General features: G+C 38.2%; 18 protein-coding genes and 1 riboswitch. Of the genes, 1 reads left to right on the forward strand and 17 read right to left on the reverse strand.

Annotated elements, in window-relative coordinates; genetic code table 11:
* Positions 1-203 precede the first annotated feature (203 nt).
* On the reverse strand, positions 204-1,103 hold the full coding sequence (lipA, locus tag BG04_RS09965; RefSeq protein ID WP_013059637.1) for a lipoyl synthase: 900 nt from the start codon (positions 1,101-1,103) through the stop codon (positions 204-206).
* A 316-nt stretch (positions 1,104-1,419) separates the two neighbouring features.
* Here lipA and BG04_RS09970 point away from each other — a divergent pair, with 316 nt between their 5' ends.
* Entirely contained in the window at positions 1,420-2,421 is a 1,002-nt protein-coding gene (locus BG04_RS09970; protein WP_016765822.1) for a M23 family metallopeptidase, read from the forward strand.
* Between the two features lie 29 nt (positions 2,422-2,450).
* Here the strand turns inward: BG04_RS09970 and BG04_RS30285 are convergent, their stop codons facing one another.
* From BG04_RS30285 to BG04_RS10045, 16 genes are all read right to left on the reverse strand, one after another.
* Positions 2,451-2,567 (reverse strand): methionine/alanine import family NSS transporter small subunit, encoded by a 117-nt coding sequence (locus tag BG04_RS30285; RefSeq protein WP_080967536.1) that lies wholly within the window; start codon positions 2,565-2,567, stop codon positions 2,451-2,453.
* Positions 2,567-4,081, reverse strand: a complete 1,515-nt coding sequence (locus BG04_RS09975) for a sodium-dependent transporter (RefSeq protein ID WP_034648496.1) — start codon at positions 4,079-4,081, stop codon at positions 2,567-2,569. Before BG04_RS09975 ends, BG04_RS30285 begins: the two co-directional genes overlap by 1 nt.
* Positions 4,082-4,329: 248 nt before the next feature.
* Positions 4,330-5,082 carry a sporulation protein YunB gene (gene yunB / locus BG04_RS09980; protein ID WP_013085335.1) on the reverse strand — a complete coding sequence of 251 codons (753 nt, stop codon included), beginning with the start codon at positions 5,080-5,082 and terminating at the stop codon, positions 4,330-4,332.
* Between the two features lie 89 nt (positions 5,083-5,171).
* Positions 5,172-5,474: a YunC family protein gene (locus BG04_RS09985; RefSeq protein ID WP_034648494.1), complete on the reverse strand. Its 303-nt coding sequence runs from the start codon at positions 5,472-5,474 to the stop codon at positions 5,172-5,174.
* A gap of 131 nt (positions 5,475-5,605) precedes the next feature.
* Positions 5,606-6,460 carry a DUF72 domain-containing protein gene (locus tag BG04_RS09990; protein ID WP_013059642.1) on the reverse strand — a complete coding sequence of 285 codons (855 nt, stop codon included), beginning with the start codon at positions 6,458-6,460 and terminating at the stop codon, positions 5,606-5,608.
* 102 nt (positions 6,461-6,562) lie between these two features.
* Positions 6,563-7,960: a Fe-S cluster assembly protein SufB gene (gene sufB, locus BG04_RS09995; RefSeq protein ID WP_016765826.1), complete on the reverse strand. Its 1,398-nt coding sequence runs from the start codon at positions 7,958-7,960 to the stop codon at positions 6,563-6,565.
* A 45-nt stretch (positions 7,961-8,005) separates the two neighbouring features.
* Complete coding sequence (gene sufU, locus BG04_RS10000; RefSeq protein WP_013085338.1) at positions 8,006-8,440, reverse strand: Fe-S cluster assembly sulfur transfer protein SufU; 435 nt, start codon at positions 8,438-8,440, stop codon at positions 8,006-8,008.
* Positions 8,430-9,650, reverse strand: a complete 1,221-nt coding sequence (locus BG04_RS10005; protein WP_034648491.1) for a cysteine desulfurase — start codon at positions 9,648-9,650, stop codon at positions 8,430-8,432. The genes sufU and BG04_RS10005 overlap by 11 nt, the downstream gene beginning before the upstream one ends.
* A complete protein-coding gene (gene sufD, locus BG04_RS10010; protein ID WP_034648489.1) occupies positions 9,650-10,957 on the reverse strand; it encodes a Fe-S cluster assembly protein SufD in 1,308 nt (435 codons plus the stop codon). Before sufD ends, BG04_RS10005 begins: the two co-directional genes overlap by 1 nt.
* A gap of 17 nt (positions 10,958-10,974) precedes the next feature.
* Positions 10,975-11,760, reverse strand: coding sequence for a Fe-S cluster assembly ATPase SufC (gene sufC, locus BG04_RS10015; RefSeq protein WP_013059647.1), 786 nt, complete (start codon positions 11,758-11,760; stop codon positions 10,975-10,977).
* A gap of 239 nt (positions 11,761-11,999) precedes the next feature.
* Complete coding sequence (locus BG04_RS10020; protein ID WP_013059648.1) at positions 12,000-12,365, reverse strand: carboxymuconolactone decarboxylase family protein; 366 nt, start codon at positions 12,363-12,365, stop codon at positions 12,000-12,002.
* A 122-nt stretch (positions 12,366-12,487) separates the two neighbouring features.
* Positions 12,488-13,324 carry a MetQ/NlpA family ABC transporter substrate-binding protein gene (locus tag BG04_RS10025; protein ID WP_013059649.1) on the reverse strand — a complete coding sequence of 279 codons (837 nt, stop codon included), beginning with the start codon at positions 13,322-13,324 and terminating at the stop codon, positions 12,488-12,490.
* 17 nt (positions 13,325-13,341) lie between these two features.
* Positions 13,342-14,010, reverse strand: coding sequence for a methionine ABC transporter permease (locus BG04_RS10030; protein ID WP_016765829.1), 669 nt, complete (start codon positions 14,008-14,010; stop codon positions 13,342-13,344).
* Positions 14,003-15,028: a methionine ABC transporter ATP-binding protein gene (locus BG04_RS10035; RefSeq protein ID WP_034648485.1), complete on the reverse strand. Its 1,026-nt coding sequence runs from the start codon at positions 15,026-15,028 to the stop codon at positions 14,003-14,005. Before BG04_RS10035 ends, BG04_RS10030 begins: the two co-directional genes overlap by 8 nt.
* Positions 15,029-15,159: 131 nt before the next feature.
* Positions 15,160-15,267, reverse strand: a riboswitch (SAM riboswitch).
* A 180-nt stretch (positions 15,268-15,447) separates the two neighbouring features.
* On the reverse strand, positions 15,448-15,747 hold the full coding sequence (locus BG04_RS10040; RefSeq protein ID WP_013059652.1) for a thioredoxin family protein: 300 nt from the start codon (positions 15,745-15,747) through the stop codon (positions 15,448-15,450).
* Between the two features lie 14 nt (positions 15,748-15,761).
* Positions 15,762-16,112, reverse strand: a complete 351-nt coding sequence (locus tag BG04_RS10045) for a toprim domain-containing protein (protein ID WP_034648482.1) — start codon at positions 16,110-16,112, stop codon at positions 15,762-15,764.
* Positions 16,113-16,222 lie beyond the last annotated feature (110 nt).

The raw sequence follows: 16,222 nt of genomic DNA on the forward strand, positions 1-16,222 counted from the left end.
TTCCGTGCAAGGCTTCTTTCCGCGGGCGGCCGCTGTTCCCGCAGGAGTCTTCGCCTTGCCCTCCAATCAACTGCTAGAAGGAACAAAACAGATAAATTTTACGTTAACCGTAACAAAAAAAAACGAACCACTAATCAAACAGTTTGATTAGTGGTTCGTTTTTCACTTCGGCTAAACTACTTTTGTTCCAGCCTCTTTTTACCTTATTTGCTTTCTTGTGCTTTGTTTTTTGCAGCAGCGTTAACTTGCTCATCTGCATGGTAAGAAGAACGTACAAGAGGACCTGCTTCGACATGGCTGAATCCTTTTGATAATGCAATTTCTTTTAGCTCTTCAAACTCATTTGGATGGTAATATTTTTGAACTTTTATGTGCTTTTTAGTTGGCTGTAGATATTGGCCTAGCGTCATAATATCTACATTGTTCGCACGCAAATCATCCATCGTTTCAATAATTTCTTCTTTTGTTTCTCCTAGACCAAGCATGATACTTGATTTTGTAGGGATATCCGGCTGCATTTCTTTTGCACGGCGAAGGAACTCAAGAGAACGCTCATATTTAGCACGAGCACGAACACGAGGCGTAAGGCTGCGTACTGTTTCAATATTATGGTTTAAAATATCAGGACGTGCGTCCATTACAATACGTAAGTTCTCTTCCACACCGCCCATATCAGAAGGCAATACTTCAATTGTTGTGAATGGATTTTTACGACGAATCGCACGAATTGTTTCAGCTAATACGCTTGCTCCTCCGTCTTTTAAATCATCGCGAGCTACTACTGTAATAACCGCATGTTTTAAGTTCATTAGCTGAACAGAATCCGCTACGCGTTCTGGCTCTTCTAAATCTAATTCTGTTGGTAAACCTGTCTTAACCGCGCAAAAACGACAGGCACGTGTACATACTTCTCCCAAAATCATAAAAGTTGCCGTACGACGAACAGCCCAACACTCATGAATATTCGGACATCTTGCTTCTTCACAAACTGTATGAAGGTTTTTTTCACGCATCATTTTCTTTAAGCCTGTGTAATTTTCGTTTGTGTTTAGCTTAATCTTCAGCCACTCGGGTTTGCGGACATGCTCTTCTTTTGTTGCCATATTATCAACTCCACCAATCTAGAAAATGTCTATAACCTATATGCTTAATTTTAACTACATATTAAAAACATAACTATATGTCACTTTATCATAAAAAAGTGAGATTCGACAAGTTGTCTGCTCTTTATTTTCCTGAGTTTTCTTCTATTTTCCATCCGAATGTGTGCGTTTTCATCCTCCGTATAATTTCCATTTATCTTCTGAATAAACTTCTTTAAAAAAGTTTTGGAGCGATTTCCATTAATTAATATTTATGAAATCTTTTTTCTCGCTGCAAACTAGTGTTACACACTATTTTTAGAAAGGGGGAAACACGATGCGCAAAACGATTATCTTACTTTTTATGTTCATGTCTATATTCACAGGATGGCACCACGTAACAGCTGAATCTTCAGCAGATCAAGAAAAAATACTTATTCAAAAGAGATTAGAGCTGTATAAACAAATGGAAGCCGCTACTACGATTCCTTGGTATTATTTTGCTGGGATTGACCAGTATGAACGAAATATTCGACGCTCTCATAAAGATATTCCAAGAGAAAAAGGCGCGATCGCCATTTATTATCCTCCAGAAAAATGGTCAGGTTCTCTAAATCCAAATTTGGAAGATACAAACCCACTTACTATTTCTCTGCTCGGGGGAATGGGCAAAGATGGGAATGGAGATAAAAAAGCAGACCAATTTAATGATGAAGATATGCTTTTTACAATGGCAGATTATATTCGGACGTTCGGGGTGTCCGAAGACTATATTAAAATTGCCCTTTGGAACTATTATCACCGGGCTAAAGCAGTTGATATTATTTTAGGGAATGCCAAAATTTTTCGCCATTATGGACGCATTGATTTAAAAGGTTCTTCATTTCCGGTGCCTCTGCGTGCGAACTACAGTTATCGCAGTACATGGGGAGATGCGCGCGGCTGGGGTGGCAAACGAATTCATGAAGGAACAGACATTTTTGCAGATTACGGAGTTCCAGTAAAATCCCCTTGCTATGGCATTATTGAGCTTAAAGGATGGAATAAATATGGAGGCTGGCGAATCGGTATTCGTGACCTTCATAATAACTATCACTATTTAGCTCATTTAAGCGGATTTGCAAAAAATTTAAAAGTAGGACAAATTGTAGAACCAGGAACACTCATTGGCGGAGTAGGAAGTTCCGGTTATGGACCTCCTGGAACTTCTGGGAAATTCCCTCCTCACTTACATTATGGAATGTATAAAGATAATGGTAAAAATGAGTGGTCGTTTGACCCATATCCTCAGTTAAGAACGTGGGAACGAAATGATCGTTTAGAACTAAAGAAAAAATAAAAAAACAGGAAGCTGATGCTTCCTGTTTTTTATCCTGATGTTTTGCTTTCCTTTGCTTTTTTCACAGCATGAGCAATACTCGCGGCCAATCCGCCCCATATGATGACCATCCCTACAACCATCATTGTTATTGAACTTCCATCCATTATTTGGAAACCCCCTTCTCTTTAACTGACAAACGAATCGTCCCATCTTTCCATCGTGCAAAAGAAAAAGCAATTCCTAAAATAACTGCCAGAGCTGCCACGCCCCAACCAAAAGGACCTACAAAAGTTGTTGCATACTGCTCGTAATTTTCCGAAATATTTTTTCGGAAGTTATCAAACATCATATACCCAAGTACAAGTGGTGTAACCACTCCTAAACATATTTTCCACCATGAACCGATTCGGATATCAGAAACTTCGTTTGCATGCTGCTGAAGGCTGCTCAACTTTTTAAATACCCAAGCAACTAATACAACTTCTACTAAGCCTGCTAAAGCAACTCCAAAGTTATTAATGAAATAGTCGACCACATCTAAGAAATAAAGTCCGCCTTGTGTTGCAAATAACAGCGAACAAATTGAAGCGATTCCTCCGCCTATTAATACAGATTTTGTACGTGAGATAGTAAATTTATCTTGAATGCCCGCTACAAAGGTTTCAATGATTGAAATAAGTGACGTTAATCCTGCTAATGTTAAGGAAGCAAAGAATAACATTCCAAACAGCTGTTTAAAGGCCGGAAATTCATTAATAATTTGCGGAAAAACAACAAAGGCTAGTCCTACTCCTCCCTGAACCACCTTATCGATTGGGATACCTTGCTGAGTAGCCATAAAACCTAGTGCGCTAAACACACCGATTCCCGCTAGTAATTCAAAAGCGGAATTACCGAATCCAGTAATAAACGCATTATTAGTTAAATCAGATTTTTTAGGAAGGTAACTGGAATAAGTGATCATAATAGCAAAACCAACAGATAAACTAAAGAAAATTTGACCATATGCTGCAATCCAAACCTTTCCATCTCCAATTGCGCTCCAGTTTGGTTTAAAGAAAGCGTGCAGACCTTCCATTGCTCCGTCCAATGTTACTGCTCGAATGACAATGATTAAAAATAGAACAATTAGTGTTGGTAAAAAGATTTTGTTTGCCGCTTCAATTCCTTTTTTGATTCCCTTTAATAACACACCCAACGTGACAATCCATACAAGTACAAGCGGAATTAAAACATGTAATACAATGCTTCCTGTTTGTCCTGGTGCTTCAGCTAATTTTAAGTAATCTCCATATAAAAACGCTTCCGTATCCTTTCCCCAGCTTAACTTAAATGAAAAGATAAAATACGACATCGCCCACGCGATAATAACGGAATAGTAAATTGAAATAAAAAAGGAAATAGCTACTTGCCACCAGCCTAGCCACTCAGCCTTTGGACTTAGTCTCGCTAAGGATAAAGGAGAAGAACCTTTATATTTATGACCTATAGCAAACTCCATGATTAAAATAGGAATTCCCGCCGTCAACAAAGCAAATAAATAGGGAAGAAAAAATGCTCCTCCTCCGTTTTCATACGCAGTAGCTGGAAACCTCCATATATTCCCTAGTCCAATTGCTGAACCTGCTGCTGCTAAAATAAACCCTGCTCTTGATCCCCACTGCGGCCTATTTTCCACTGTAATTCCCCCTTCTGTTCTCTCCCTACTCTCTTTTTATCGTAGATCAGCGAGAATTTTTATAATTTTTAGATTATTCTTTCTATAACTTCCTATCTCAAATTATAGAAGGGAGAAGATAGTATGTCAAAATATTTTTTATAGAAAATTCAGACAAATTATCCAAGGAATAAAAGCAAGTATGAAAGTCTTTTTGAACTTCCGCACCTGCTTTTTTAGTAATACTTTATCACGTTAATATAATATTGTTAATTTTTCTTCGGAAGTTCAATCGCCGGAGAAGACGAGTTTCCACCGTTAAAATAGTCAGGAACGTTTCCAGGAATAACGGTGCCTCCGACCGGGATTGTAGCCGTAACGGTTGTTTTTTTAGTTGCAAATGGGATAATAATTTGCATGTTTACTTTTACTTTGATAGATACTTCAAGAAACGCATTATTTATTCCATACTCCTCGATTTTTCGCACTACGTCTGTTTGAACGTCACCAATAGCATGAAATTTAACCGGAATCAGCGGACCTAGATTTCCAAGCAGCGCATTATTAGTCGCTTGCCCAAGCGGAACTTGGTATACAATTCCTTGATTCCGCAACTTTTCACTTTTTTCAATACGAATATCTGTTGGAAGTTCAAGTGCATCTAAATTCCCTTTCTCTGCTTCTTTTAAGTTAGCCTGGACAAATGACGTAGTTTGAGCTCTAACCCGATTTACAAGCGCTGTGTCAATTTTAGCTACTTGACCGTTAGGTGTAGATTCCACTTTAATAACATCTACGTCCAATTGATCAAGTACCTGTTTATTCACCGCTTTATTAATAACTAAAGTTGCAATCTCTTTTGTTTGTGCTTCAGCATATTTCATTAACGTCGGTTCAATCCCTCTATTAATTAGCCATAATCCTACCCCTGTAGAAAGCATAAAAAAAAGAAAGGTGAGCAACAGAACGTAACGAAAAGGAAGCGGGCCTTTTCTTGTTAATTTCCGACGAAGTTTAACCAAAAAAAATCCCTCCTTACAAGCTATATGTATGCATGTATAAGGAGGTTCACGCTTCTTTTAAAAAGTTTTATCTTAAATTCTCGACTATATTAAAGCATTTTCAATAAAGCATCTTTGCCAATTATTCCTTTAAAAATCCCTCTTTTTTCAGCTTCAAGCGTTACAGATTCAAGAGGCGCTTCAAGAAGCTGCTCAATTGTACGTACACCTACAGCTCTTCCAGCTATTATTTGACGATCAGCTAATTTATCATTTAATAGACCTACGTCTAGTGCTCCGCACATAATGTAACCTTTATCTGATGAGATTGTTAACAAAGTTGTTTTTGGCAGTAATACGGTAACTGCATTAAACGTATGACCTTCAATTACGATAGGCGCTAAGGTAATCATAGTAACTCACTCCTTTCTTAATCAATTTATGATTTTGAAAGAAAAAAGTGAGGTTTTACATATACTTTTCTACCTATTTGACGTTTATATTCCTTCTTCCTTATTTATATAAACTTTTATAGGACTCAGTGCTAAAATTCATTAAAAAAATCTAATTGTTTAGGAGCTAAATTCTCATATTCAATATTTAATAAACTCATAAGCTGTTTGGCATTATGTACAGCATCTCCGCCCGAGTTATTATTAAATAACAGGTAAATGTCCTTCGTTTGTTTTTGCAGCTTTTCAAGCCGTTCTTTCCACTCTAGGAGCTCTTTTTCATTGTAACGATACAAAAACCTTACTGCTCGCCAATTGCCTTCTGCGGGCTTATTCCAACCGTGTACGTTTCGTCCGTGAAAACGGATAAGTGTTTTCTGTTTATCTGTAGCATGAATCACAATAGGAATAGAGCCTTCTCCTGCCTGCGGTTCATCACAAATACCGTGAATCCACTTCTCTTGTTCCATAAACGTCAGCGTTTTATCGTAGAAAAATGGCTTAAACCAAGATTGATTTCGAAACTCAAGCGCTACTGGCAAATCGCCAAACTTCTCGCGGCTATATCTCAAATAGGCTACATTTTCTTTTGTACAGTCAAACCAGGGCGGCATTTGAAATAAAATCATACCAAGTTTATTCGATGTTACGTAAGGCTTCACTGATTCTAAAAACGCATGAAACATTTCTTCTTTGCTATCAAACGGATTTCCTTCTCTCATATGCCCTGTCATACCTTGATAGGCTTTTACTACAAAACGAAAAGATTCCGGTGTATCGTTCACCCATTTTTCTACATTTGATGTTGGTTGAATTGCATAAAAAGATGAATCGACTTCAACAATTGGAAAATGGCCTGCATATACGGCAAGCTTGTCTCTTGATGAAACCCCCGCTTCATATAATGAATCATGATCTCCCCAGCCTGTAACTCCAATATAAATCATGCCACTCCTCCTCTATGTTCTTAGCTTCGCTTTTCTTTATTTTAATACAAACGATACAAAAAAACTCGTTTGCATAAAGAGCAAACGAGTTTTGATCTATTATTAACCGATTGAACCTTCCATTTCAAATTTGATTAGACGGTTCATTTCTACTGCATATTCCATTGGAAGCTCTTTTGTAAATGGCTCAATAAAGCCCATTACAATCATTTCTGTTGCTTCTTCTTCAGAAATACCGCGGCTCATTAGATAGAATAATTGTTCTTCAGATACTTTCGATACCTTCGCTTCATGCTCAAGTGAGATGTTGTCATTTAAAATCTCATTGTACGGAATTGTATCAGAAGTTGATTGATTATCCATAATCAGCGTATCACACTCAATGTTCGCACGTGCACCTTCTGCTTTACGGCCGAAGTGTACGATACCGCGGTATGTTACTTTACCGCCTTGTTTTGAAATTGATTTTGATACGATCGTTGAAGATGTGTTCGGTGCTAAGTGAATCATTTTTGCACCAGCATCTTGGTGCTGTCCTTTACCAGCAAGGGCAATAGATAATGTCATACCACGTGCACCTTCACCTTTTAAGATAACAGCTGGATATTTCATTGTTAACTTAGAACCGATGTTTCCATCAATCCATTCCATTGTTGCGTTTGCTTCACAAACCGCGCGTTTTGTTACAAGGTTGTATACGTTGTTCGCCCAGTTTTGAATTGTTGTATAGCGGCAATACGCATCTTTTTTGATGATGATCTCTACAACGGCACTGTGAAGAGAGTTTGTTGTATAAACAGGTGCTGTACAGCCCTCTACATAGTGAACGTGTGAGCCTTCATCAGCAATAATTAACGTACGCTCAAACTGTCCCATATTTTCAGAGTTAATACGGAAATAAGCTTGTAATGGTGTGTCTACTTTTATGCCTTTCGGTACGTAAATGAATGATCCACCAGACCAAACCGCTGAGTTAAGAGCAGAGAATTTGTTATCCGTTGGCGGGATAACTTTTCCAAAATGCTCACGGAAAATATCTTCGTTTTCTTTTAGCGCCGTATCCGTATCTTTAAATACGATACCTTGCGCTTCAAGATCTTCTTTCATATTGTGATAAACAACTTCAGATTCGTACTGAGCTGATACACCCGCAAGATACTTTTGCTCTGCTTCAGGAATACCAAGTTTATCAAACGTTTGTTTAATTTCTTCAGGAACTTCATCCCAAGAGCGTTCAGACTTCTCAGATGGTTTTACGTAGTACGTAATTTCATCAAAGTCTAAGCTTGCCATGTCTCCGCCCCACTGTGGCATTGGCATGTTGTAGAAGTGCTCTAGAGATTTCAAACGGAAGTCAAGCATCCATTGTGGTTCCTCTTTCATACGAGAAATTTCTTCTACGATTTCTTTTGTTAAACCGCGTTTAGAGCGGAAAATTGATACGTCTTTATCGGAAAATCCATATTTATAATCGCCGATTTCTGGCATTTTTTTAGCCATCTTTTATTACCCCCTACTTGATAGGATTGGGAATGAATGAAGGTCTTATTTTTGTTCGTTAAGACCTTTTTCCATCGCTTTCCACGCTAGTGTTGCACATTTAATACGCGCAGGAAATTTTGCTACACCTTGAAGTGCTTCAATATCTCCTAAATCTATACTATCATCATACTCTTTACCTTGCATCATGTCAGAGAAGATATGGGCCATTTTAAACGCTTTGTCTACTTCTTGACCTTTAATTGCTTGTGTCATCATTGAAGCTGATGACATTGAAATTGAACATCCTTCACCTTCAAACTTTGCATCCACCACTTTGCCGTCCTCTACTTTTAAGGAAAGTTCAATGCGGTCTCCGCACGTCGGGTTATTCATATGAATGTTCACAGTATCTTCATTCAACGTTCCACGATTACGCGGGTTTTTATAATGGTCCATAATTACTTGACGATAGAGAGTATCTAAATTATTAAAAGCCATTTGTAAAATACTCCTTCGTTTTTATTAATGATGACACCAATTTATCTACTTCTTCTTCCGTGTTATACAGATAGAAGCTTGCACGTGCAGTAGAAGATACGTTTAAATATTTCATCAGCGGCTGCGCACAGTGATGACCTGCACGAATCGCAATTCCATCAGCGTCTACTACTGTCGCAACGTCGTGCGGATGCACATCTTCAATATTAAACGTCACAACACCTGCTCGCTCTTTCGGTCCGTAAATCGTAATTCCATCTACTTGCGATAAGCGATCCAGTGCATATTGCGCTAACTTGTGCTCATGTGCTTGAATATTATCTAAACCAACTTCTTCTAAGAAATCAATCGCTGCACCTAAACCAATGGCACCTGCAATGATTGGCGTACCTCCTTCAAATTTCCAAGGAAGCTCTTTCCACGTTGATTCGTATAGGTTTACGAAGTCAATCATTTCGCCGCCAAACTCGATTGGTTCCATTTTTTCAAGAATCTCTTTCTTTCCATAAAGAGCGCCGATTCCAGTCGGTCCGCCCATTTTATGTCCAGAGAAAGCAAAGAAATCACAGTCTAAATCTTGTACATCCACCTTCATGTGAGGTGTACTTTGTGCACCATCCACAACCATTACTGCACCGTTAGCATGTGCAATTTCTGCAATCTCTTTTACTGGGTTAATCGTGCCCAATACGTTAGATACTTGCATAATCGATACAATTTTGGTGTTGGATGTAATCGTGCTTTTTACCTCTTCTAGTGAAAGTGCATGATCTTCTGTTAATGAAATATATTTTAACGTTGCACCTGTTTCCTTGGCAACTTGCTGCCAAGGAATGATGTTGCTGTGATGTTCCATATAAGTAATCACAATTTCATCACCAGGTTTAAGATTCGCACGGCCATAGCTTGCAGCTACTGTATTAAGAGCTGTCGTTGTACCGCGCGTAAAGATAATCTCTTCCGTTGATTTTGCATTAATAAACTTACGAACCTTTTCACGAGCGCCTTCGTATCCGTCTGTTGCTCTTGTACCAAGCGTGTGAACACCTCGGTGTACGTTTGAGTTATATTCTTTGTAATACTTCTCAATCGCTTCAATTACAGCAAGCGGCTTTTGTGAAGTTGCTGCACTGTCTAAATAAACGAGTGGGCTGCCATTTACCTCTTGGTCTAAAATAGGAAATTCTTTACGAATATCAGAGATATTCATTATCGAACTTTCCTTTCAATTAAATCCGTTAATTGTTTTTTAACCGTTTCGATTGGCAACTCGTTTACAACTGGTGCTAAGAACCCGTGAATAACTAGACGTTCTGCTTCTGTTTGTGGAATACCGCGGCTCATTAAGTAGTAAAGCTGAATTGGATCTACGCGTCCAACAGATGCAGCGTGTCCTGCTGTTACATCGTCTTCATCAATTAGAAGAATTGGGTTTGCGTCTCCACGCGCTTTTTCACTTAACATTAACACACGAGATTCCTGCTCAGCGTTTGATTTAGATGCACCGTGTTCAATTTTACCGATACCGTTAAAGATTGAAGACGCGCTTTCTTTCATAACGCCGTGTTTTAAAATGTAGCCTTCAGAATGTTTTCCAAAATGTACGATACTTGTTGTTAAGTTTTGAGACTGCTCTCCACGTCCAACTGTTACCGTTTTTGTATCTCCATATGAACCGTCGCCCATTAGATACGTTGTATTTTCTGAAACTGTATTTCCTTCACTCATTAAGCCTAAAGCCCACTCAATGCGACCATCTTTGCCCGCTACGCCGCGGCGGTTCACATAAGTAGTTGTGCCTTTAGCTAAGTAGTCAACAGCTCCAAACGTTACTTTTGCATTGCTGTTAGCGAATACTTCCGTCACGATATTGACAACACCGTTTGACTCTTCAGCAGTCGCAATGTAGTTTTCTACATATGTTACTGAGCTGTTGTCTTCAGCTACAACAATCACATGGTTGAATAAAGCTGCTTCTTCATCTTCACGGACAAATACAGCTTGAAGCGGCTCTTGTATTTCTACATTTTTAGGAACATATACAAATACACCGCCGTTTAATAACGCTGCGTTTAATGCAGTTAAACGGTGCTCATCTACTTTAACTCCGTCTTTCATGAAGTACTTCTCAACAAGGTCGCTATGCTCTTTAGCGGCTGTTTGAATATCTGTGAAGATAACACCCTGAGACTTTAGCTCTTCTGTTAACGTTGAGTATGCAGCTGTTTGGTCACGCTGAACATATAGATTTTTAACAGCTTCTGTATCAATCAATGCTTTAACCACTTCTGGAAGCTCGTCTACAGATGAGATTGTGCTTGCCTGTGAAGTGTGCTTGTCAAAAGCAGTAAAATTCCATTTCGAAATGTTTGTTTTATCTGGCTTTGGAAGTGCAAGATCTTCTGCTTTCGCAAGAGCTTGTAAGCGAAGATCTAACAGCCAACTTGGTTCATTAGCTTCTTTTGAAAAGCTGCTGATGTACTCTTGATCAAATGGTAATTTCGTATCAATAGTCATAGAGATCCTCCTAACTCTTAAGCTTCTTGCTCTACAGTTTCGTCTTCAATACCTAATTCTTGTTTGATCCAGTCATAACCTTCTGCCTCTAGACGCTGTGCTAATTCTGGTCCGCCTGATTTTACAACGCGACCTTGCATCATAACGTGAACTTTATCTGGTGTAATGTAGTTTAATAAACGTTGGTAGTGAGTAATCATTAAGCAACCGAACTCGCTGCCGCGCAGTTCATTAATACCTTTTGATACAACTTTTAACGCATCGATATCTAAACCAGAGTCGATTTCATCTAAAATTGCAATTCCTGGTTGAAGCATCATTAATTGAAGAATTTCGTTACGCTTCTTCTCACCGCCAGAGAAACCTTCATTTAGGTAACGCTGTGCCATGTCTTGATCCATTTCTAAGAAATCCATGTTTTTATCTAATTGACGGATAAATTTCATTAGTGAAATTTCTTCGCCTTCTTCACGACGAGCATTAATTGCTGAACGTAGGAAGTCTGCATTTGTTACACCGCTGATTTCACTTGGATATTGCATCGCTAGGAATAGACCTGCACGAGCGCGCTCATCTACTTCCATCTCAAGTACATCTTCGCCGTCTAGCGTGATGCTTCCTTGTGTAACCTCGTATTTAGGATGTCCCATGATTGCTGAAGATAATGTTGATTTACCAGTACCGTTTGGTCCCATGATTGCATGGATTTCGCCGCCCTTAACTTCTAAATTAACACCTTTTAAAATTTCTTTACCTTCAATTGCAACATGAAGATCTTTAATTGTTAAAGTTGACCCTGCCATATTAAAACCTCCAGTTATAGACGTATATAGTAAAAAACGATATACCTATATCTTTTTAATTATTCTCATTTTATTCTCATTACAATCTTATAACAAATGAAAACTTATAGCAACCTTTTGACCCAAAAGGTTTTAAACCATTATGTACATTTTTCAAGACTAAATCCACTCATAAAAAAGTTGCCTTAAAAGACTCCATAGAGCCTTCTAAGACAAGCTTTTTTACCCTCTTTATTTACTTAGTGCGTGTGGCTAGTCAGTTCTGAAATACACTCTTGGACAAGCGTAACGGACTGACTCATCGCTGCGCCTCCGCCAAATGCTGCTGACACTCCGCATGCCTCTAGAATTTCTTGTTCAGTTGCACCTTGATCAATGCAGCCTTTTGTATGATAAATCATACAGTACTCGTCTTGAGCTACTACGCTGATTCCTAACGCGATTAACTGCTTTTCTTTTTTAGAAAGAGAACCTTCTCCAAAACATGCTTCAGTAAACGCATTAAACGTTTTTGTTACTTCCGGCAATTTTTCGCTAAATTTCCCAACACCCATTTTATAATCATGAAGTGCTTGCTCAGTTGAATGACGTGCTTCTTGCTGCATAACGTCAGCTCCCATCATCAGTAAAGTTTTCACGGTTAGTATGCGTGAGAAAAATAAGAGTTATTCGTTTTCCCGCCTACAAAAAAAGCACTTGCCCAGAGTGGGCAAGCGCTTTTCTTCTATTATTTATTTACCGGCAGTACTCCGCCTTTGTATTTTTCTTTAATGTAGTCTTGAATTTCTTTAGAGTGAAGAACTTTTACTAAAGCTTTCACCGTATCTTTATTTTCGTCGCCTTTGTGAACCGTAATAATGTTTGCATAAGGGTTATTTTCCTTGCTTTCAACTGCGATTGGATCTTTTACTGGATCTAAACCAGCATCGATAGCATAGTTAGCATTGATAACAACAGCGTCACCTTCATTGTTTTTGTACATTTGAGGTAACAATCCGCCTTCAACATCGGCTTTAAATTTTAAATTTTTAGGGTTTTCTACAATATCTTTAATTTGTGCATCTATTTTCTTTACGCCTGGCTTTAATTTGATCACGCCAGCTTTTTCAAAAATCGATAATATACGTCCTTGCTCTGCTACCGCATCACGCATAATAACTGTACCGTTTTTCGGAAGATCTTTTAAGCTTTTGTATTTTTTAGAGTAGATACCAATTGGCTCAATATGAATGGCACCGGCACTTACGAAATCATACCCTTTTTCACCCTTGTGATCTTTTAATACTGAATTCATATAAGGAACATGCTGGAAGTAGTTTGCATCAATTTCATTGTTTGCAAGAGCTGTGTTCGGTAAGATGTAATCTTGGAATTTTTTAATTTCTAAGTCAATTCCTTGTTTTTCTAAAATCGGTTTTGCTTGTTCTAAAATTTCAGCATGAGGCGTATTAGATGCACCCACGACAATTTTCTTTTCATCTTTTGATCCATTGTTAGATCCACACGCAGCTAATCCTACTACTAGTGCAGATGTTAATGCTAAAGCCGAAAGCCATTTTTTCATAATAAATAATCCTCCCTTTATCTTTTATCAATTTTTGCAGTAATCGCATCTCCAATAAGTTGGATAATAAATACAATAATCAAAATTAAGATTGTAGCGGCTAGCGTTACGTCATTATGACTGCGCTGGAACCCTTCTAAATATGCAAGGTTTCCAAGACCTCCGGCTCCAATCACACCCGCCATTGCCGTATAGCCGACTAATGCAATCGTTGTTACCGTCAAACCGGAAATTAAAGCTGGCAGCGATTCAGGTAAAAGCACTTTAAAAATAATGGTGCTTGTTGTTGCTCCCATTGATTTAGCAGCTTCAATCACGCCTTTATCAATTTCGCGCAAACCAATTTCTACAAGACGCGCATAAAATGGTGCTGCTCCAACAATTAAAGCAGGTAACGCTGCATTAGCACCTAAAATACTTCCTACCAATGCTTTGGTAAATGGAATCAGTAAAACAATTAAAATAATGAATGGAATGGAACGAAAGATATTTACAACCGCTGACACAATGGCATATAAAGGTTTGTTTTGCCAAAGCTGTCCTTTGGACGTTAAAAATAAAAGCAAGCCCAATAAAATACCTAGAACAAATGTGGCTACAACTGAAATAGCCGTCATATATAGTGTTTCATTTGTCGCTTGAATAAAATCATCTAAAATAACGTTTGGAAATAGTTTCTCAAGCATTTGTCATTACCTCCACTTCTACCTGCTGCTCATGAATGTATGCAATGACTTTTTCAACTTCTGTTAATTCTCCGTCTAAATGAACGAACAACGTTCCGTATGAACCTGTTTGCGTATGAGAAATCTTTCCTTGTAAAATATTAATCGTTACATCAAACTGTTTTAAAATCGTTGTAATGAGCGGTTGCTCTGCTTTTCCGCCAACAAACGTCAGCTGAATAATTTGCCCGCTTGGATACAGCTCTTTTACTTGTTCAATCGTTTCAAACGTTTCCTCTGGTTCAGAAATCTGTTGAACAAATCGTTTTGTAATCGGCTGCTTAGGTTTTCTGAATACTTCTAGCACTTGTCCTTCTTCTACTACTGCCCCATTTTCCATAACGGCTACTCGATGACAAATTTTACGAATGACGTGCATTTCATGAGTAATTAATACAATGGTTAACCCTAGCTTCTCATTAATATCTACTAACAGATCTAAAATAGAATCTGTCGTTTGAGGATCAAGCGCTGATGTTGCTTCATCACAAAGCAATACTTTTGGATTATTCGCTAGCGCTCGAGCAATACCAACACGCTGCTTTTGTCCACCGCTAAGCTGCGATGGATAAGCATTTTCACGACCTTCAAGTCCAACTAGCTTAATGAGTTCGTCTACTCGTTTCATTCTTTTTTCTTTTGAAATCCCTGCTATTTCTAACGGAAAAGCAATATTTTCTCTCACCGTACGCGACCATAAGATATTAAAGTGTTGAAATATCATACTAATTTCTTGTCTCGCTTTTCTGAGTTTTCCGCCTTTAATTTTTCCAATATCATTACCTGCTACCTCGACCGTTCCTGTCGTTGGTGTTTCTAATCCGTTTAGCAAGCGAATCAAAGAACTTTTCCCCGCTCCGCTATAACCAATAATTCCGTAAATTTCACCTTGGTTAACGGTTAGATTCACATTATCAACAGCTGTTACTTGACCGCTTTTAGCCTGATAAATTTTTGTAACGTCTGTTAATGTAATCATATTTCTTCACCTTCTTTAATAAAAACTTAATTATGTTAGGTTGTCCTATAGGATAAAAAAGCCGTAAAACAATTTTCCCCATTAAAAAAGCCTCTCTGCGCATGACAGAAAGGCTCGATATTTAATCCTTTCTCTCATCTTTCAAAGCGCATAGCTTTGCAGGAATTGGCACCATTTCAGTTAGTCTGACGGTTGCCGGGTTTCACAGGGCTCAGTCCCTCCACCTCTCTTGATAAGAGTTCGCAACAATTATTTTGTTTTTGGGAAATATTCATTCATTTATGAACATTCATGAGTGTGATTTTAGCATGTGTCAGATAGGCTGTCAACAGATTTTGTTCTTGGGATAATATCCCAATATTTCAACAATCCCAATGGTTTGCTCTCTTTCAATTTCTTCATTTTAAACAAACGTTTGATTATCGAAGCTCTTCAAGTACGTGCTCGATGGAATGAAACGCATAGAGTTTTTTTACCATTTCGCCATTTTTCACTTCAATCAAACAAGGTACACTTTCAATTGAAAATACTTCTGCTTTTGAGGGCATATAATTTAAATTGCTCATTCCTATGGTCACACCGGGCAGCATCGCTTCTGCTACGGTTAACATTTTTTTTGCCAGCTGACATGTCCCGCAAAAAGGTGTATGGAAAAAGATAAACGCTCTTTGTCCTTCTTTTAACTGATCGTCAAGCTGTTTTTCGCTCCATTCTTGCATGTTGCTCATTCCTTTTATGTTAAAAATTCTGCATTAACATCGATATTGGCACTCAGTAATACTGTTGCTATGTGATTTCTAGGGGCGGCAGCAACCTCTCGGTACATTTTATCAATATATAGATGCTCTGCTTCCGGAAGCTCTCGTTTAAATTGTTTTCTTAGCTTATTCCCTGAATCATCAGAGTCAACGAGTATGTATACCTCTTTGTTAAACGTAAAGTCAATAATTTCATCCAGCTTTGATAAACTAATCGTACCGTTTGTACAAATAATTTCAATTGGTTCTCGAATGATATCTTGGATACGTTTTTTATCTGATTTTCCTTCAACAATAATTACTTTTTCAATTTCAATTAGCCCCATTTTCATCACCCATAATCGTCAGTTGTATAGTAACATCATTTCTTTATGCTATACAATATTCGTTAATGTATCACAGTTCACCTGTTTTTTAAAAGAAATTTGCAAGAAAG

Origin of the sequence: Priestia megaterium NBRC 15308 = ATCC 14581 (genome assembly GCF_000832985.1) — a bacterium.
GTDB lineage: Bacteria > Bacillota > Bacilli > Bacillales > Bacillaceae_H > Priestia > Priestia megaterium.